The organism is Aeromonas sp. D3 (genome assembly GCF_027705025.1).
In the GTDB taxonomy this organism is placed as follows: Bacteria; Pseudomonadota; Gammaproteobacteria; order Enterobacterales; family Aeromonadaceae; genus Aeromonas; species Aeromonas salmonicida.
In genome coordinates this window covers 329,903-347,136 of sequence record NZ_JAPDBE010000001.1, presented here as the reverse complement: position 1 = coordinate 347,136, position 17,234 = coordinate 329,903, and the positions used below count along the sequence as shown (strand labels likewise).

The window sequence follows — 17,234 nt, the reverse complement described above, 5'->3', positions numbered from 1 at the left end:
CTGAACTCGTTTTTACTCTGTTGTCAGACCCTTGATATGGCTCTGACCTTAATGGGAGAGGTTAATCCTGCAATCCCATCTTCTTCTTGGTGACCCTGGTTGGCATGGCTTCCAGCGGGTTATCCGGCCAGTAGTGACGAGGATAACGCCCCTTCATCTCTTTTTTTACCAAGGCGTAGGAGCCCGCCCAGAAGGCGGCGAGATCGGCGGTGATCTGCAGCGGCCGCTGGGCCGGGGAGAGCAACTCCACCACCAGCGCCACCCGTCCATCGGCCACGCACGGGGTTGTGCCTTGCCCGAACATCTCCTGAATACGCACCGGGATCACCGGCGCCTGGCCCGGCTGATAACGGATGCGTACCCGGCTGCCGGTCGGTGCCGTGAAGTGGCTCGGCAACGCCTCCTCCAGCCGTTTGGGCAGCGGCCAGGACAAGGATTGACGCAGCACGTCGCAGAGATTGAGCCTTTTTAGCTGCTCCAGCCGGGTCATGCCACTCACCGCAGGCAGCAGCCACGCCTCGAGGCCCGCCAGCAGGCTTTCGTCGTCCATGGCAGGCCAGCCATCATCCGGCAGCCAGTCGCGGGCGCAACGCAATCGGGCCAGCAGCCCTTCACTCTGCTCATCCCAGGGCAACACATGCAGCCCCTTGCGACGTATGCCCTGCAGCAAACAGCGCCCCTTCTGTTCATCGGTCAGGTCGGTCAGCGGCCGCTGGCTCAGCACCAGCTCACCGATCACCTGCTGGCGCTCGGCCCGTACCCGCTCCTCCCGCTCGTCCCAGTCGAACCACTGGCGCTCGCTTACCAGCTCCGGCAGCTGGCGCGCCAGCTCGTCCAGCTCCACCGGCTCGGCGATGAAGATGCGGCTGCCACGATCGTTTTGCCCCATCTCGATGGCGATCAGGGCCCCTTGTCCCTGGCATGGATGACCTTCTACCAGATCGCAGCTCACCCCACCACTGAGTTGATAACGGCTGCCACTGCGCAACTTGCCGATCCGATCCGGCCAGGCGAGGGCGCAGAGCAACCCGAGCCACTCCCCCCGGGATTGGCGTTGAGAAGCGTCGGACCTGACACCGAGGCGTTCGAACCAGCGGGCCGCCCCCTGACGCAGGGCGCCCTGTCGGCGATGAAACAGCACGGAGAGGCGCTCCGATCCTCGCAGATCTTCTTCCAACAGCGCCACCAGGAAAGCCGCATCGGCGACAATCCCTGTCAGACCCTCTGTTTCCAGCTCGCGGGCTCGCAGCAGCATGCGCGCCAACCGGGGATGTGTGCCGAAGGCCGCCATGGCGCGGCCGGCGGGGGTAAGTTGTTGCTCACCCTCCGGCGTCATGGCGCCCAGGCTGACCAGCAACCGCTGGGCGCTGGCCACAGCGGCGGCGGGAGGCATGTCCAGCAGCGGCAGGCTCTCTACTTTTGCCCCCCACTGGGCGGCATCCAGCAGCAGACCGGTCAGCTCCTGGGTCAGAATGTCGGGCGGACTCTGCTCGGCGAGCCGCTCTTGCACCTCGCCGCTCCAGAGTCGGTAGCAGACCCCAGGACCGAGACGGCCAGCACGGCCCGCACGCTGGGTGGCAGATGCCCTGGCGATCTGGCGGGTCTCCAGCCGGGTGACGCCACTTTTCAAATCAAAGCTGGCACGCCGCTCCAATCCGCTGTCGATGACCAAACTGATGCCTTCGATGGTAAGGGAAGTCTCAGCCACATTGGTGGTGAGCACCAGCTTACGCTGACCCACAGGGGCCGGCTCGATGGCGGCCTGCTGGGCCGCCATGTCGAGGCGGCCATAGAGGGGGGCCAGGCGCACATCATCCGGCAAGCGCCCCTCCAGCCATTGCGCCAGCCGCTCTATCTCCCCCTGGCCTGGCAAGAACACCAGAGCACTGCCGGTATGGCTGACCAGCGCTTCCAGCACCACTGCGCCCACCTGAGGATCCAGCCACTGCTGACGGTTGGCGGGACGGTAGTGGTAGTCGATGGGAAAGCCGCGCCCTTCGGAGCGGATGACGGGAGCATGGGGCAACAGACTCTCGAGCGCCATGCCATCCAGGGTGGCGGACATGATGAGCAGCTTGAGATCATCCCGCAGCCCCTGCTGGCTCTCGATGGCAAACGCCAGCGCGGTATCCGCATGCAGGCTGCGCTCGTGGAACTCATCGAAAATGACCAGGGAGATGCCGCTGAGCTCGGGATCCTGCTGCAACATCCGGGTCAGAACCCCCTCGGTGACAATCTCGAGTCGGGTCCGGGCGCTGGTACGACTCTCGCCCCGGACCCGCAAGCCGATGCGCTCCCCGACTTTCTCCCCCAACTGGCGAGCCAGGAAGCTGGCGATATTGCGCGCCGCCAGTCGACGGGGCTCCAGCATTATGATGCGACCGGGCAGCCGGTTCTGGCGCACCAGCTCCAGCGGCAGCAGAGTTGACTTGCCCGCGCCGGGAGGGGCCTGCAGGATCACGCTGGCATGGGCATCGATGGCGGCAAACAGCGCTGGCAGCACCGAAACAATGGGGAGTTGGGACAAAGCGGCAAACACCTTACGTTAGCGACCTTAAAACGGCGCCCATTCTGCCATAGCATTCGCGGCCACCGTGAGCAGATGTCGCCGGCACAGGCGACGGCAAGATGATCATCATGGCCGTCATCCCACTCGAACCATAGATATAAACGGGATAACAGGATGGCGAGACATGGCAGCGATGACTGCCATAGAATGACGCCATGTTATGAGCGTAAAAAGGCATCCTCACCAAGATGGCCAAACTTTTCTTTGCCCTGCCCCTGCAACAGCTCGCCCCCGAGCTTGTCGACTGGCGTGATCAGCGCCCCTGGCCCGGCCAACCTGTGCCTGAAGCAAACCTCCACCTGACGCTGGCCTTTCTGGGTGAAGCAGATCAGGTCACCACTGCCCGCCTGATGGCCGCCGCCGAACGTCAGCACTGTCCACCCCTTGCCATCACCCTCGATGAAACCGGCTGGTTCAGCCGCGCCAAGGCGGCCTGGGTGGGCCCCAAAACATGGCCCAACGAGCTCAATGTACTGGCCAGGGCCCTGCGCCGCCACGGCGAAAAGCTGGGACTGGGCAATGGGGAACAGGGCTACCGACCCCATGTGACCCTGTCACGCAAGGCGGGCGAGGCCCCCGCAGATCTGCCAGCACCTGACTTTGTGTTGCAGGCAGACCACTTCTGCCTCTATCAGTCGGTCACGACGCCGGACGGGGTTCGCTATGAACCGCTCGCCTGCTGGCCCCTGCGCGCCAGAGAGAAGATGGCGTCGTGACAGTCGATCGCCCTCGCTTCCTGCCTATAAAAGAGAGAACCGCACCATGATCTTCGATCCCCCCCTGCAGTCCGGGCAGCTCATCTCCCGCTACAAGCGCTTCCTGACCGATGTGCAGCTCGACAATGGCGAGGTGATCACCATTCACTGCGCCAATACCGGCGCCATGACCGGCTGCGCCGACCCTGGTACCCGGGTCTGGTACTCCACCTCCGACAATCCCAAGCGCAAGCTGCCCCACAACTGGGAGATCGCCGAGAGCCCGGCGGGCCACTTCATCTGCGTCAACACGGCGCGCGCCAACCAGATAGCCCGCGAGCTGATCGAACAAGGGGCACTGGCGCCGCTCACCGGTTATGCGAGGCTGCGCACCGAGGTAAAATATGGCGAAGAGAACAGTCGCATCGACCTGCTGCTGGAAGATGACGACAAGCCGGATTGCTACATAGAGGTAAAGTCGGTAACCCTGCTCGATGAGCGGGAGCAGCCCGGCATGGGCTACTTTCCCGATGCGGTCACTGCACGCGGTGCCAAGCACTTGCGTGAATTGATGGTCATGAAGGCAGCAGGTCACAGAGCCGTGCTGTTATTTATGGTTTTACACTCCGGAATCGTGAGAATGCGCCCTGCAGCACACATAGATCCGCACTATAGTCTGCTTATTGAGCAAGCAATGACGGCAGGGGTTGAAATTTTATGCTATCGACCCCATGTTGGGGTGCAGAGCATGGTGGCCCAAGATTTTATCCCGTTTGAATCTTGTCACCTGCTACCCGAGGGCAGCGAATAAATGTAGGTGTGGGTAACATAATTGGTACGGCTTGTTTGCCTACGCGTTACCCTTCTGCTATAGATGTCGCCCTCAATTTATGGATGGCACGGGTAGCGTGCTGAATTAGGAGACAGGGCATGCCAACAGGCGAAAACAGGAAATCTCTGGGCCCCCTGGCCGTTGCGGGTGTGGCGCCTTACCAGGAAAAACCGGGTGAGGAGTACATGAATGACCAACAAAAGGCACATTTTCGCAAGATCCTGGGAGCCTGGCGCAATCAACTGATGCAGGAAGTTGACCGCACCGTTGACCATATGAAGGATGAGGCAGCCAACTTTCCGGATCCCGTGGATCGTGCCGCGCAGGAAGAAGAGTTCGCTCTTGAACTGCGTACCCGCGACCGTGAGCGCAAGCTGATCAAGAAGATCGAGAAGACCTTGGTGCTGCTCGAAGACGATGACTTCGGTTACTGCGAACATTGCGGTATCGAGATCGGCATCCGTCGTCTGGAAGCCCGTCCGACAGCCGACCTCTGTGTCGACTGCAAGACACTCGCTGAAATCAAGGAAAAACAGATGGCCGGTTGATACCGACCACTGGCATAACTGAAAAAAGGGAGCTTGCAGGCTCCCTTTTTTATTGAGCTTTTCGCTGGGGCGTCCCAGAATGCAGCCTCAATGAACCGTTTGCCCGAATTGCCATGCCCGTTACTACAGTCCCGTCTCCCCAGACTCGCCCTTATATAGGCCGCTTTGCTCCCTCCCCGTCAGGCCCGCTCCACTTTGGTTCCCTGATAGCGGCGCTCGGCAGTTTCTTGCAGGCCAGGGCGCAGCAAGGACGCTGGCTGGTGCGGATCGAAGATATAGATCCGCCACGGGAGATGGCCGGTGCCGCCCCTCTTATCCTGCAGACACTGGAGGCCCATGGCCTCGAGTGGGATGGGGAGGTGATGTACCAGAGCCAGCGCCACGGCCGCTATGACGACGTCATAGCGCAGCTCTATCAGGCAGGGGATCTCTACTGGTGCCGCTGTACCCGGCGCGAGATCATGGCAGGTGGCGGCTTTTACAACGGTCACTGCCGCGCACTGGGACTGGCGGCAGAAGGTTGCGCCGCCCGGCTGCGCCAGCGCCATCCCGTCTACCATTTCGACGATGCGCTGCAGGGACACGTCTCTGTGCCCGCCGGTCTTGCCGATGAGGACTTCATCATCCGCCGCCGAGACGGCCTCTATGCCTATAACCTGGCTGTGGTGGTAGATGACATGGACTGCGGCATCACTGAGATAGTGCGCGGCGCCGATCTGCTGGAGCCCACGGTGCGCCAGATTGCCCTCTACCAGACCCTGGGGGCAAACGTGCCCACCTGGGTACACCTGCCGCTGGCGGTGCTGGCGGATGGCCACAAACTGTCGAAGCAGAACCATGCTCCGGCACTGGCTCTGGACGAGGTCAGGCCAGCCCTGTGGCAGGCACTCGAGTTTCTCGGCCAATGCCCGCCACCCGAGCTGATGGCAAGCAGGATTGACGAGATGATTAGCTGGGGTATTGCCCACTGGCGGCTCGACCAAGTCCCATCCAGAGAGAAGATCAGCCTGGGCTCTCTGACATAGACAGTACAAATTTTTATTTAGCCAAGCCTGAAATTGTTGAATGAAGCACATCGTTTTTCATTTGGTCAGGCCTGAGCTATGATAGGCCGCTATTTTTTGGCCTCCCGTCAATTTAGAAGTCATGAAGAGGTGTACCATTTTTTCCCAGATCGCAAACTTTTGCCGCAAGGTGCTCGGCAAGGAAGACGGCGAGCAGTCGGTGGAGTCTCCCATCCCAGCCCACGTAACCGGGCAGCGTCGTACTTTAAGCCGTGACCAGCACCCCATCTCGCGCAAAGAGATCAGCGAGAATGCGCTCAAGGTGCTCTATCGCCTGAACAAGGGTGGCTATGATGCCTACCTGGTCGGCGGAGGTGTCCGGGATATTCTGCTCGGGAGAACGCCAAAGGATTTCGACATTGCCACCAACGCAACGCCGGAGCAGATCAAGGCGCTGTTCAGCAACTGCCGCCTGATTGGCCGCCGCTTCCGCCTGGCCCACATCGTCTTTGGTCGTGACGTGATCGAAGTGGCCACCTTCCGGGGTCACCACCATCAGGTCAATACCAGCAAGCATGTATCGGCCCAGTCTGATGAAGGCATGCTGCTGCGCGACAACGTCTACGGCACCATCGAAGAGGATGCCGAGCGCCGCGACTTTACCGTCAATGCCCTCTACTACAGTGCCCGGGATTTCACCCTGCACGATTTCGAAGGTGGCATAGAGGATCTCGCCCAGCGCAAACTGGAGCTGATCGGCGACCCCGAGACCCGCTATCGCGAGGATCCGGTGCGGATGCTGCGCGCCATGCGTTTTGCCGCCAAGCTGGACATGACCATCAGCCCGCGCAGCGCCGCCCCCATCAAGGAGCTGGCCCCACTGCTGCAGGATATTCCGCCCGCCCGTCTGTTTGAGGAGACGCTCAAGCTGTTCCTGGCTGGCGATGGTCTGGCGACCTACAAGCTGATGCGTGAATACGGGCTGTTCCAGCCGCTGTTCCCGCAAGTGGCCGCTCTGTTCACCCCGCACGGCACCTCGCCGTTCGAGCAGTTCATCGAGCTGGCGCTGATCGATACCGATACCCGGGTGCGGGAAGACAAACGGGTCACCCCCGCCTTCCTCTACGCCACCCTGCTGTGGGGCTGTGTCGAAGCCCGTGCCCGCGTGCTGGAAAACGAAAGCGGCCTGCCCTGGCACGACGCCTTCATGCTGGCGATCAACGAGGTGCTGGACAATCAGGTACGTATCATCGCAGTACCACGCCGCTTCACCACGGATGTCCGCGATATCTGGGCACTGCAGCAGCGCCTGACCCGCCGTCAGGGCCGTCATCCCGAGCGTGCCATGGAGCACCCGAAATTCCGCGCCGCCTACGACTTCCTGTTGCTGCGCAACCGGGTCGAGCGCGGCCTTGGCGAGCTCGCCAGCTGGTGGGAACGTTATGTGGAGTCCAACCCTGACGTACGCCCGCAGCTGCAACGGGAAGCGACCCGCCGCCCTGCCAGCGGCGAGCATGCCCAAGCCGGTGAACCCCGCAGCGGTGACGGCGAGAAACGTGATAGCAGCAGTCGCAGCCGTCGTCGCCCGCGCCGTCGCAAACCGAAAGCGGCGCAGTGACCACCAGCGTCATGACCGAAGTCTTCGTTGCCATCGGCTCCAATCTGGCTGACCCCCTGGGTCAGGCTCGCCGCGCCGTCGCCGCACTGGCGGCGCTGCCGGCGTCCCGGTTGCAACAGGCTTCCTCGTTTTACAGCAGCCGCCCCATGGGCCCTGCGGATCAGCCGGACTACGTCAATGCCGTAGTGCGGCTGACGACCCGGCTAGGCCCTTTGGCCTTGCTGGATCAATTGCAAAAAATCGAGCTGGAACAGGGACGTGTGCGCAAGGATGAGCGTTGGGGCCCGAGAACCCTGGATCTGGATCTGCTGCTCTATGGCGATCAGATCATAGGGCACGAGCGCCTCGTCGTTCCCCATTACGGCATGAAGGAGCGGGAGTTCGTGCTGCTGCCCCTGGCCGAGATTGCGCCCGCTCTGGTGCTGCCCTGCGGCACCCCGCTCGCGGAACTGGTTGCCCGCTGCCCGCCCAATGATCTTGCCATCATTGCCCCCGGTGCAGACGTTTAGGAGCCCTGAAACGTTATGAGCAAGATCACCACCGCCAGCCTGCTGAAGATGAAGCAGGACGGCCAAAAAATCACCGCCATCACCGCCTATGATGCCAGCTTCGCCAAGCTGTTCGACGATGAGGGCGCCCACGTGCTGCTCATCGGCGATTCCCTGGGCATGGTGCTGCAAGGGGGTCAGGATACCCTGGCCGTCAGCGTGGATGAGATGGTCTATCACACCCGCTGTGTCGCCCGTGGTGCCAGCAATGCACTGATCATCGCAGACATGCCGTTCATGAGCTATGCCACCCCGGAGCAGACCTACCAGACAGCCGCTCGCCTGATGGCGGCCGGTGCCCGCATGGTGAAGATGGAAGGGGGCGACTGGCTGTGTGACAGCATTCGCCACCTGACCCGCAACGGCGTGCCTGTCTGTGGTCACCTCGGTCTCACACCCCAGTCCGTCCATGTGTTTGGCGGCTTCAAGGTGCAGGGGCGTGATGAGTATCAGGCCCAGGAGATCTACCGTCAGGCGCTCTGCCTGCAAGAAGCCGGCATCCAGCTGCTGGTGCTCGAGTGCGTGCCGGTCGCCCTGGCCGAGCGCATCACCAAGGCACTGCGGATCCCGGTGATCGGCATTGGTGCTGGCCCGGCCACCGACGGCCAGATCCTGGTGATGCACGATGCCTTCGGCATCACCTCCGGTTATGTGCCCAAGTTCACCAAGAACTTCCTGGCCGAAACCGGTGACATGCATGCCGCCATCCGGCTCTATGTGCAACAGGTGAGCGAGGGTACCTTCCCCGGCCCGGAGCACAGCTTCAACTGATCCAGGCCTCATGGACGGCAACGGGGGCGAAAGCCCCCGTTTCGCAATTCATGGCAGGCTGATTTAATCTGTATCCCTTTGATTTATTAACCCATATCTCTTTGATTAATCCGAAGGTGCACTGCTGATGTTGGTCGTTAACAATCCTCTCGTTTTACGTGAACAGATTAGCCTTTGGCGCCGTGAAGGGCGTTCCATCGCATTCGTGCCCACCATGGGCAATCTGCATCAGGGCCATCTCACTCTGGTTGAGCAGGCGCGCAGCCACGCCGAGAAGGTGGTGGTCAGCATCTTCGTCAACCCGATGCAGTTCGACAAGGCCGAAGATCTCGCCAACTATCCCCGTACGCTGGAAGAGGATTGTGCCGCCCTGAACGCTGCGGGGGTCGACCTGGTGTTCACCCCGACGCCGGAGATCATGTATCCGCAGGGACTGGCCAGCCAGACCTTCGTCGAAGTGCCGGGTCTCTCCGGCTTGCTGGAAGGGGCGCTGCGCCCGGGCCATTTTCGTGGCGTCAGTACCGTAGTGACCAAGCTGTTCAACCTGGTGCAACCGGATGTGGCCTGTTTCGGCCAGAAGGATTACCAGCAGCTGGCGCTCATTCGCAAGATGGTAGCCGACATGGCCATGCCCATCGAGATCGTCGGCGTGCCCACGGTGCGTGCTGACGACGGGCTGGCGCTCTCGTCACGCAACGGCTATCTGACGACGGCCGAGCGGGCGCTGGCACCCGAGCTGGCGCGTACCATGAACTGGATTGCCGAGCAGATTGAAGGAGGCGATCACCACCTGCCCTCCCTGGTGGCCCAGGCCAGCCAGCGCCTCGACAACGCCGGTTTTCGCACCGACGCCATCGACATCGTCGATGCCACTACCCTGGAGTCGGCCACCGACAAGAGCCGACATCTGGTGATCCTGATGGCGGCTTACCTGGGCAAGGCCCGTCTCATCGACAACCGAGTGGTGATGCTCAGCGCCTGAGCAACCCCGATCAGGAGAACTACATGTCCAAGAAGGTTTATTGCATCGCCCAGTTCCTGCCCAAGCCCGGCCAGGAACAGGCCCTGTTTCAGGTGTTGCAGGCACTCGAGCCAAACACGCTGCGCGAAGATGGCTGCCAGCAGTACATTGTCACCCGCCATATCCCCAGCCCCTTTGCCGAAGGGGAGAGCTTCCCCATCGTCTTCAACGAAATCTGGCGTGACATGGCCAGCTTCGAGGCCCACTGCCAGCGCGCCGAGATCAAATCCTTCTTCGAGCGTTACTGCCTGGCCGAGGATGGCCTGGCTGCCAAATGGAACGTCTGCGTCTACAGCGACGAACCGGCGCAATATGACGCGCCCCTCCTCCGGGGCTAACCCTCATGCAGTAAAAAGGCGCCAACAGGCGCCTTTTTCATGGTTGCAACTCAGTGCCGCAATCCGGTCCCCCGGGAAATAAGCCACCAGGCCAACCCGTAGAGCGCGACTATGAAGCCGATGATGATGAGGTAGGCGGTGCCGAGCGGCACATCGGAGATACCGAGGAAGCCGTAACGGAAGGCGTTCACCATGTAGATGATGGGGTTCACCTGGGAGACTCCCTGCCAGAAGGGCGGCAGCAGGCTGATGGAGTAAAACACCCCGCCCAGATAGGTAAGCGGCGTCAGCACGAAAGTGGGGATGATGCTGATGTCGTCAAAAGTCTTGGCAAATATCGCATTGATGAGGCCGCCCAGGGAAAACAGGATCGAGGTGAGCAGCACGGTGAAGCAGACGCTGAACAGGTGATGGATCTGCAACGGCACGAAGAACAGCGACACCAGAGTGACGATGAGACCGACACAGATACCCCGCGCCACGCCACCACCCACGTAACCGGCGATGATGATGTAGTTGGGCACAGGGGCTACCAGCAACTCTTCCACGTTGCGCTGGAACTTGGCGCTGAAGAAGGAGGAGGCGACGTTGGAGTAAGAGTTGGTGATCACCGACATCATGATGAGACCGGGCACAATGAACTCCATGTAACTGAAGCCCCCCATGTCACCGATGCGCGAGCCGATGAGGTTGCCGAAGATGACAAAGTAAAGGCTCATTGTGATGGCGGGCGGCACCAGAGTCTGGATCCAGATCCGGGTGAAGCGGCTTATCTCCTTGGCCAGAATGCTCTTGAATGCGATGTAGTAGGTGGTCAGATTCATGCTTTTCTCCCCTCCTCGACCAGGTTGACGAACAACTCTTCCAGTCGGTTGGCCTTGTTGCGCATACTCAGCACCTGCACTTGCTGGCTAGACAACTGCTCGAACAGGCTGTTGAGGGACTGGCTCTTTTCCAGATCCACTTCCAGGGTGCGTTCATCCTGCATGCGGCCGTTGAACTCGGGCACGTTTGGCACGGCGGAGCCCGGTGCCAGATCCAGCATGAAGGTCTCGCGGCCCAGCTTGCCCAGCAGGTTTTTCATGCTGGTGTTCTCGATCAGCCGACCCTTGTCGATGATGCCGATGTTGCGGCACAGCATCTCGGCCTCTTCCAGATAGTGGGTGGTGAGAATGATGGTGACGCCCTGTTCGTTGAGCTCTTTGAGGAAGGTCCACATGGAGCGGCGGATCTCGATATCCACCCCAGCGGTCGGCTCATCCAGGATCAGCAGTCTGGGCTCATGCATCAGGGCGCGGGCTATCATCAGCCGGCGCTTCATGCCGCCGGAGAGGGTGCGGGCCGGCATGTCCCGTTTGTCCCACAAGTCGAGCTGGCGCAGGTACTTCTCGGCGCGGATCTTGGCTTCCGCCCTGGGCACGCCGTAGAAACCGGCCTGATGGGTGACTATCTGACTCACCTTCTCGAACTGGCTGAAGTTGAACTCCTGCGGTACCAGGCCGAGCTGGGCCTTGGCCTGTTCGAGATCGCTGTCGATGTCGTAGCCAAACACCTTCACCTTGCCGGCGCTCTTGTTCACCAGTGAACTGATGACACCTATGGTGGTGGACTTGCCCGCGCCGTTCGGGCCGAGCAGGGCGAAGAAATCCCCCTGCTTGACGGTGAGATCTATGCCTTTAAGGGCTTCGACGCCCCCCTGATAGGTCTTTTTCAGGCCGCTGATTTCCAATGCGTTCATTGCAACCTCTGTGATGGCGGATCCCATCTCGATACAGAAAAGGCGGCCAAGGCCGCCTGCAGACAGAAGATGGCGCTAGACCACCTCGCCCGGGATCTTCCTGGACCTTGCTTACTCTTGCGGAACTACTTTGCCGATAAACGGCAGATTGCGGTACTTCTGGGCGTAGTCAATGCCACAACCCACCACGAATTCGTCCGGAATGGAGAAACCGATCCAGTCCACCGGCACCTGCACCTCGCGGCGGGACGGTTTGTCCAGGAGGGTGCAAATGGCCAGGGATTTCGGCTCACGCAGTGACAGGATTTCACGCACTTTGTTGAGGGTATAACCGGTGTCGATGATGTCCTCGACGATCACCACATCCTTGCCCTTGATGTCATCATCCAGGTCTTTCAGGATACGAACGTCACGGGTGCTGCGCATGCCGGAGCCGTAGCTGGAGGCAGTCATAAAATCCAGGGTAATGGGCAGCGGGGTCTGGCGGCACAAGTCGGCCAGGAAGACGCAGGAGCCACGCAGCAGGCCAATCATGACCACTTCGTCAGAACCCTGATAACGGGCGGTGATCTCTTCACCCAATTTGGCGATCCGGGCGGCAACATCGGCCTCGGAGATCATCACCTCGACAGTGTGTTTCATCACTTACTCCCTCATGGCCAAAGGGGATTTGGCCGTTCATTAACGTCAAAACCGAGGATTCTACCATCCAAGCCGGGAGGCGTCAGGCATACGTGATGCTTTTATCGGCTTATTTTAATTGATAGAGTTAGCAGGCCCTCGGGCATTATCGGTGACAATACTATAAACACCATAATCAATAACTATTAGATGAAAAAACTATGGAACCACGCGCAGAAATTAGACGTCGAACCCGGCTTTCTCCGGAAGCTCGGCGCAATCAATTGATGGAATGTGCCATCGAAGTGTTTTCCCGTCGCGGCATTGGCCGTGCGGGTCACGCCGAAATTGCAGAACAGGCCAAAGTCTCGGTAGCTACCGTGTTCAACTATTTCAACACCCGCGAAGAGCTGGTGGATGAGGTGTTGGCCGAGATCGAACGTTTCGTTCACCAGATGCTGGAACAGGCCTATACCGGCCAGGGCCCGGTCAAGGAGAGCATTCACCGTCACGTGAAGCTGTTTGTTGACGCCGCTTACGATCAGCCCGACCACGCCAGTATCTGGCTGGAGTGGAGCTCATCGGTGCGGGAAGAGGTCTGGCCCCGTTACGCCAAGTTGCTGGACAAGGCGCTGGAACGCATAGCGCCCCACTTGCAACAAGCCATGGATGCCGGTGAGATCCAGAGTGTGCTGTCCGCACAGGACCTGGCTCGCTCCCTGACCGGCTTTGGTTACGTCATGATGCAGATGATCAATCAGCCACAACGCCCCTCACGGGAAGATGTGACCGATTTTCTGTTCAAGTACGTGACGGCCCCCATCCAGGCTGCATAACCCGCCTCGTGAATAAAAAGCGGCGCCGGACTGTTCAGGTCGGCGCCGCTTTTGTTTGTCTGCTATTTGTTCACATCTCGCCTCAAGATTTGGCGTAACCCCAACGCTCTGTCAGGCCATGCTCGATCCCGAGGTGATCCAGGATCCGCGCCACCATGAAGTCCACCAGATCCTCGATGCTTTTGGGCTCATGATAAAAACCGGGTGCGGCCGGCATTATGGTCACCCCGAGCCGCGCCAGTTTGAGCATGTTCTCCAGATGGATGGCGGAGAAGGGGCTCTCGCGGGGCACCAGGATCAGCTGGCCGCGCTCCTTGATCACCACATCCGCCGCCCGCTCCAGCAGGTTGTCGGAGGCGCCGTTGGCAATGGCCGACACTGTCCCCATGGAACAGGGACAGACCACCATCTGTTTCGGGGCCGCCGACCCCGAGGCCACCGGCGAGAACCACTCCTCCTTGCCGCAGGCCACTATCTGACCCTCTTTGGCGCCGTACTGGCGACAGAGGTAGGCGGAGAGCTCCCTGGGGGAGCCGGGCCAATCCTGCTGCTGTTCTGTCTTGAGCACGACTCTGGCCGCCGATGAGGCCAGCAGATAAACCCGATAGTCCGCCTGCACCAGACACTGGAGCAGGCGCAGGGCATAAGGAGCGCCGGAGGCGCCGGTCAGCGCCAGGGTAACTTGTTTCAGCATGATGGTCCTTGGCTCTTCTGGCATGGGAACAAACAACCGCAAGGGATCCGCAACGACGTCATAGTTCGCCGTGGTAATCCTTGAGACGGGCGATCAGCTTGTCATGAATGCCGCCGAAACCGCCGTTGCTCATGATCAGAATATGATCGCCGTCGCGGCACTCGGCCACCAGGCGGTTGATCAGGGTCTCCAGTTCGTTGAACACCTTGGCCGGACGGCTCATGTGAGCGGTCACCTCCCCGAGATCCCAACCTATGTTGGGTGGCTGGAAGAAGAACACCTCGTCGGCACCGTCGAAACAGGCTGCCAGCTCCTCCTTGTGGACTCCCAGCTTCATGGTGTTGGAGCGGGGCTCCAGCACCGCCAGAATGCGGGCCTTGCCCACCTTGGCACGCAGACCGCCGAGGGTGGTCTCGATGGCGGTGGGGTGGTGGGCAAAATCGTCATAGACGCTGATGCCCGCCACCTCGCCCTTGAGCTCCATCCGCCGCTTGGGGGACTTGAACTGGCACAGGGCAGCTATGCCGTGCTCCACCATGACACCGGCGTGACGGGCGGCGGCGATGGCCATCAGGCCGTTGTTGACGTTGTGCTCGCCGATGCACTCCCAGTGCACCTCCCCCTGCTTGACGCCATCCAGCCACACCTCGAAGGCGGAGCCGTCATCGGCCAGCTTGACCGCCTTCCACTTGGCGTCGTCCTGACCCACCAGCTCGACTTCGCTCCAGCAGCCCATCTTGCGCACCGCAGTGAGGTTGTCGTCGGCCTGCGGGAACAGCACCCGGCCATTGCTCGGCACTGTGCGCATCAGGTGGTGGAACTGGCGCTGGATGGCGGCGAGATCCGGGAAGATGTCCGCGTGATCGAACTCCAGGTTGTTCATCACCAGAGTACGCGGATGGTAGTGAACAAACTTGGAGCGCTTGTCGAAGAAGGCACAGTCATATTCGTCCGCTTCGATGACGAAGAAGGGCGCAGAGCCCAGGCGGGCTGATACCGGGAAGTTGCCCGGCACGCCACCGATAAGGAAACCCGGCTCCAGCTTGGCGTATTCCAGCACCCAGGCCAGCATGCTGGCGGTGGTGGTCTTGCCATGAGTGCCCGCCACGGCCAGCACCCAGCGATCCTGCAGCACATGCTCCAGCAGCCACTGAGGACCGGAGATATAGGGCAGATTGCGATCCAGCACATACTCCACACAGGGATTGCCACGGCTCATGGCGTTGCCGATCACCACCAGATCCGGTGCCGGATCGAGCTGGGAGGGATCATAACCCTCGGTCAACTCTATGCCCTGTTGCTCGAGCTGGGTACTCATGGGGGGATAGACGTTGGCATCCGAGCCGGTCACCCGATAGCCAAGCTGTTTTGCCAACACCGCCAGGCCACCCATGAAGGTGCCGCAGATCCCGAGAATGTGAATATGCATACCGCTGCCTTTTCCAGTAAAGGGAGTGCGCATTCTAGGGGTTGTTGAGGTTGCGGCACAAGCCGCGGTCGCGACGAGAAATAACCAACCCCGGAGACGGTGGCAGCAATTTGGCACCCCCAGGCTGCGCGACATCAGCCAACTCTGTCACAGTGCCCTCGAAATATGGTCATTTGACGCGACATCGCTATAATATCGGCCTGCAAACTTGACTCCAACACTGAAGGAAACGTCATGAGCCTGAACCTGGTACCGGCTGGCAAGAGCCTGCCCGACGACATCTATGTCATCATCGAAATCCCGCAGAATGCCGATCCGATCAAATACGAAGTCGACAAGGACAGCGGTGCCATCTTTGTTGATCGCTTCATGTCTACCCCTATGTTCTACCCGTGCAACTACGGTTACGTGAACGCCACCCTGTCTCTGGATGGGGATCCGGTCGACGTGCTGGTGCCGACTCCTTACCCGCTGCTGGCTGGCTCCGTCATTCGTTGCCGCCCGGTTGGCGTGCTGAAGATGACCGACGAATCTGGCGAAGATGCCAAGATCGTGGCCGTGCCGCACTCCAAGCTGACCAAGCAGTACGACCACATCAAGGATGTGAACGATCTGCCCGAGCTGCTGAAAGCCCAGATCCAGCACTTCTTCGAGCGTTACAAAGAGCTGGAAGCAGGCAAGTGGGTCAAGGTTGAAGGTTGGGGCGACAAGGCCGCTGCCGAAGCCGAGATCGTTACCTCTGCCGAGCGTTACGCAGCCAAGTAAGCGTCTCTCTCGTTAAAAGGCCCCTGTGGGCCGATACCAAAAATTAAGGCGCCAATGGCGCCTTAATTTTTTAGGGCTTTCGCCCGCCTCAACGGCCGTGGTACTGAGCAGAAAGCTCGTGCACCGCATTCACAAACACCCCGGCGTGCTCCGGGTCCACATCCTGATGGATACCGTGACCCAGGTTGAAGACGTGGCCGTTGCCGCTGCCAAAGCCCGCCAGTATGGTGGCTACCTCTTCGCGGATACGCGCTGGTGCCGCATAGAGCATGGAAGGATCCATGTTGCCCTGCAGCGCCACCTTGTCACCGACCCGGCGCTTGGCGTCCGCTATGTCTATGGTCCAGTCCAGCCCCAGGGCATCGCAACCGGTGGCAGCGATCTGCTCCAGCCACTGGCCGCCGTTCTTGGTGAACAGAGTGACCGGTACGCGGCGACCTTCGTTTTCGCGGATCAGACCATCAACGATCTTGCGCATGTATTGCAGGGAGAAGTCGCGGTAATCCCGCGGGGTCAGCACGCCGCCCCAGGTGTCGAACACCATGACGGACTGGGCACCGGCCTTGATCTGGGCATTGAGATACCCGATCACGCTGTCGGCCAGCTTGTCCAGCAGCAGGTGCAGTGTCTGCGGCTCGGCATACATCATCTGCTTGATCTTGGTGAAGGCCTTGGAGCTGCCCCCCTCCACCATGTAGGTGGCCAGGGTCCAGGGACTGCCGGAGAAGCCGATGAGCGGCACTTCGCCCTTGAGCTCGCGGCGTATGGTACGCACCGCGTTCATCACGTAGCCGAGCTCGTCTTCCGGATCCGGAATGGGCAGCGCCTGCACGTCGGCCATGGATTTGATGGGTCGCTCGAAGCGCGGGCCTTCACCCTGTTCGAAATAGAGACCGAGCCCCATGGCGTCGGGCACGGTCAGGATGTCGGAGAAGAGGATGGCGGCATCGAGCGGATAGCGGCGCAGGGGCTGCAAGGTGACTTCACAAGCCAGCTCGGCGTTGCGGCACAGGGACATGAAGTCCCCCGCGACGGCGCGGGTCGCCTTGTATTCCGGCAGATAACGGCCAGCCTGGCGCATCATCCATACTGGTGTCATGTCCACGTCCTGGCGCAGCAGGGCACGCAGGTATCGATCGTTCTTCAGCTCTTTCATCCCAGTTCCTGAGTCATGTCATGCATAAAATGGCGGATATGATACCACTTT

At 60.5% G+C, this 17,234-nt stretch carries 18 protein-coding genes; 11 read left to right on the top strand and 7 right to left on the bottom strand.

Features of this window, described 5'->3' with window-relative positions:
• Positions 1-61 precede the first annotated feature (61 nt).
• Positions 62-2,527, bottom strand: a complete 2,466-nt coding sequence (gene hrpB / locus OKC28_RS01680) for an ATP-dependent helicase HrpB (RefSeq protein ID WP_021139400.1) — start codon at positions 2,525-2,527, stop codon at positions 62-64.
• Positions 2,528-2,757: 230 nt separating this feature from the next.
• Here hrpB and thpR point away from each other — a divergent pair, with 230 nt between their 5' ends.
• From thpR to OKC28_RS01635, 9 genes are all read left to right on the top strand, one after another.
• Positions 2,758-3,285 (top strand): RNA 2',3'-cyclic phosphodiesterase, encoded by a 528-nt coding sequence (gene thpR / locus OKC28_RS01675; protein ID WP_021139401.1) that lies wholly within the window; start codon positions 2,758-2,760, stop codon positions 3,283-3,285.
• 46 nt (positions 3,286-3,331) lie between these two features.
• A complete protein-coding gene (gene sfsA, locus OKC28_RS01670) occupies positions 3,332-4,075 on the top strand; it encodes a DNA/RNA nuclease SfsA (RefSeq protein WP_270686905.1) in 744 nt (247 codons plus the stop codon).
• 119 nt (positions 4,076-4,194) lie between these two features.
• Entirely contained in the window at positions 4,195-4,644 is a 450-nt protein-coding gene (dksA, locus tag OKC28_RS01665; protein WP_005313182.1) for an RNA polymerase-binding protein DksA, read from the top strand.
• Between the two features lie 113 nt (positions 4,645-4,757).
• Positions 4,758-5,669 carry a tRNA glutamyl-Q(34) synthetase GluQRS gene (gene gluQRS / locus OKC28_RS01660; protein ID WP_034523774.1) on the top strand — a complete coding sequence of 304 codons (912 nt, stop codon included), beginning with the start codon at positions 4,758-4,760 and terminating at the stop codon, positions 5,667-5,669.
• Between the two features lie 121 nt (positions 5,670-5,790).
• Positions 5,791-7,266, top strand: coding sequence for a polynucleotide adenylyltransferase PcnB (pcnB, locus tag OKC28_RS01655; RefSeq protein WP_021139404.1), 1,476 nt, complete (start codon positions 5,791-5,793; stop codon positions 7,264-7,266).
• 11 nt (positions 7,267-7,277) lie between these two features.
• The gene (gene folK / locus OKC28_RS01650) at positions 7,278-7,775 is read left to right on the top strand and encodes a 2-amino-4-hydroxy-6-hydroxymethyldihydropteridine diphosphokinase (RefSeq protein WP_034523778.1); all 498 of its coding nucleotides are present in this window, start codon (positions 7,278-7,280) and stop codon (positions 7,773-7,775) included.
• A 15-nt stretch (positions 7,776-7,790) separates the two neighbouring features.
• On the top strand, positions 7,791-8,585 hold the full coding sequence (gene panB / locus OKC28_RS01645; RefSeq protein ID WP_021139406.1) for a 3-methyl-2-oxobutanoate hydroxymethyltransferase: 795 nt from the start codon (positions 7,791-7,793) through the stop codon (positions 8,583-8,585).
• A gap of 127 nt (positions 8,586-8,712) precedes the next feature.
• Positions 8,713-9,567 (top strand): pantoate--beta-alanine ligase, encoded by an 855-nt coding sequence (gene panC / locus OKC28_RS01640; protein WP_021139407.1) that lies wholly within the window; start codon positions 8,713-8,715, stop codon positions 9,565-9,567.
• A gap of 23 nt (positions 9,568-9,590) precedes the next feature.
• Positions 9,591-9,944 carry a putative quinol monooxygenase gene (locus tag OKC28_RS01635; protein ID WP_021139408.1) on the top strand — a complete coding sequence of 118 codons (354 nt, stop codon included), beginning with the start codon at positions 9,591-9,593 and terminating at the stop codon, positions 9,942-9,944.
• Between the two features lie 50 nt (positions 9,945-9,994).
• Here the strand turns inward: OKC28_RS01635 and OKC28_RS01630 are convergent, their stop codons facing one another.
• The 3 genes from OKC28_RS01630 to hpt all read right to left on the bottom strand — a co-directional run bounded on the left by OKC28_RS01630 (position 9,995) and on the right by hpt (position 12,324).
• Complete coding sequence (locus OKC28_RS01630) at positions 9,995-10,768, bottom strand: ABC transporter permease (RefSeq protein WP_005313201.1); 774 nt, start codon at positions 10,766-10,768, stop codon at positions 9,995-9,997.
• Positions 10,765-11,682, bottom strand: a complete 918-nt coding sequence (locus OKC28_RS01625) for an ABC transporter ATP-binding protein (protein WP_005313204.1) — start codon at positions 11,680-11,682, stop codon at positions 10,765-10,767. The genes OKC28_RS01630 and OKC28_RS01625 overlap by 4 nt, the downstream gene beginning before the upstream one ends.
• A 111-nt stretch (positions 11,683-11,793) precedes the next feature.
• Positions 11,794-12,324: a hypoxanthine phosphoribosyltransferase gene (gene hpt, locus OKC28_RS01620; RefSeq protein ID WP_005313207.1), complete on the bottom strand. Its 531-nt coding sequence runs from the start codon at positions 12,322-12,324 to the stop codon at positions 11,794-11,796.
• A gap of 200 nt (positions 12,325-12,524) precedes the next feature.
• On the opposite strand from hpt, the gene OKC28_RS01615 reads away from it, so the two are divergent.
• Complete coding sequence (locus tag OKC28_RS01615; protein ID WP_011898368.1) at positions 12,525-13,139, top strand: TetR/AcrR family transcriptional regulator; 615 nt, start codon at positions 12,525-12,527, stop codon at positions 13,137-13,139.
• 82 nt (positions 13,140-13,221) lie between these two features.
• Here the strand turns inward: OKC28_RS01615 and OKC28_RS01610 are convergent, their stop codons facing one another.
• Positions 13,222-13,833: a flavin prenyltransferase UbiX gene (locus tag OKC28_RS01610; protein ID WP_021139410.1), complete on the bottom strand. Its 612-nt coding sequence runs from the start codon at positions 13,831-13,833 to the stop codon at positions 13,222-13,224.
• Between the two features lie 58 nt (positions 13,834-13,891).
• Complete coding sequence (gene mpl, locus OKC28_RS01605) at positions 13,892-15,262, bottom strand: UDP-N-acetylmuramate:L-alanyl-gamma-D-glutamyl-meso-diaminopimelate ligase (protein ID WP_125729634.1); 1,371 nt, start codon at positions 15,260-15,262, stop codon at positions 13,892-13,894.
• Between the two features lie 234 nt (positions 15,263-15,496).
• On the opposite strand from mpl, the gene ppa reads away from it, so the two are divergent.
• Entirely contained in the window at positions 15,497-16,027 is a 531-nt protein-coding gene (gene ppa, locus OKC28_RS01600; protein WP_005313216.1) for an inorganic diphosphatase, read from the top strand.
• Positions 16,028-16,115: 88 nt separating this feature from the next.
• Here ppa and hemE read toward each other — a convergent pair whose 3' ends face one another.
• Positions 16,116-17,183, bottom strand: a complete 1,068-nt coding sequence (gene hemE, locus OKC28_RS01595; RefSeq protein WP_270686892.1) for a uroporphyrinogen decarboxylase — start codon at positions 17,181-17,183, stop codon at positions 16,116-16,118.
• Positions 17,184-17,234 lie beyond the last annotated feature (51 nt).

Excerpts from the sequence above, each read along its gene's own strand:
- thpR (WP_021139401.1), top strand. The coding sequence starts at position 2,758 with ATGGCCAAACTTTTCTTTGCCCTGCCCCTGCAACAGCTCGCCCCCGAG.
- sfsA (WP_270686905.1), top strand. The coding sequence starts at position 3,332 with ATGATCTTCGATCCCCCCCTGCAGTCCGGGCAGCTCATCTCCCGCTAC.
- dksA (WP_005313182.1), top strand. The coding sequence starts at position 4,195 with ATGCCAACAGGCGAAAACAGGAAATCTCTGGGCCCCCTGGCCGTTGCG.
- gluQRS (WP_034523774.1), top strand. The coding sequence starts at position 4,758 with ATGCCCGTTACTACAGTCCCGTCTCCCCAGACTCGCCCTTATATAGGC.
- pcnB (WP_021139404.1), top strand. The coding sequence starts at position 5,791 with ATGAAGAGGTGTACCATTTTTTCCCAGATCGCAAACTTTTGCCGCAAG.
- folK (WP_034523778.1), top strand. The coding sequence starts at position 7,278 with ATGACCGAAGTCTTCGTTGCCATCGGCTCCAATCTGGCTGACCCCCTG.
- panB (WP_021139406.1), top strand. The coding sequence starts at position 7,791 with ATGAGCAAGATCACCACCGCCAGCCTGCTGAAGATGAAGCAGGACGGC.
- panC (WP_021139407.1), top strand. The coding sequence starts at position 8,713 with ATGTTGGTCGTTAACAATCCTCTCGTTTTACGTGAACAGATTAGCCTT.
- OKC28_RS01635 (WP_021139408.1), top strand. The coding sequence starts at position 9,591 with ATGTCCAAGAAGGTTTATTGCATCGCCCAGTTCCTGCCCAAGCCCGGC.
- OKC28_RS01630 (WP_005313201.1), bottom strand. The coding sequence starts at position 10,768 with ATGAATCTGACCACCTACTACATCGCATTCAAGAGCATTCTGGCCAAG.
- OKC28_RS01625 (WP_005313204.1), bottom strand. The coding sequence starts at position 11,682 with ATGAACGCATTGGAAATCAGCGGCCTGAAAAAGACCTATCAGGGGGGC.
- hpt (WP_005313207.1), bottom strand. The coding sequence starts at position 12,324 with ATGAAACACACTGTCGAGGTGATGATCTCCGAGGCCGATGTTGCCGCC.
- OKC28_RS01615 (WP_011898368.1), top strand. The coding sequence starts at position 12,525 with ATGGAACCACGCGCAGAAATTAGACGTCGAACCCGGCTTTCTCCGGAA.
- OKC28_RS01610 (WP_021139410.1), bottom strand. The coding sequence starts at position 13,833 with ATGCTGAAACAAGTTACCCTGGCGCTGACCGGCGCCTCCGGCGCTCCT.
- mpl (WP_125729634.1), bottom strand. The coding sequence starts at position 15,262 with ATGCATATTCACATTCTCGGGATCTGCGGCACCTTCATGGGTGGCCTG.
- ppa (WP_005313216.1), top strand. The coding sequence starts at position 15,497 with ATGAGCCTGAACCTGGTACCGGCTGGCAAGAGCCTGCCCGACGACATC.
- hemE (WP_270686892.1), bottom strand. The coding sequence starts at position 17,183 with ATGAAAGAGCTGAAGAACGATCGATACCTGCGTGCCCTGCTGCGCCAG.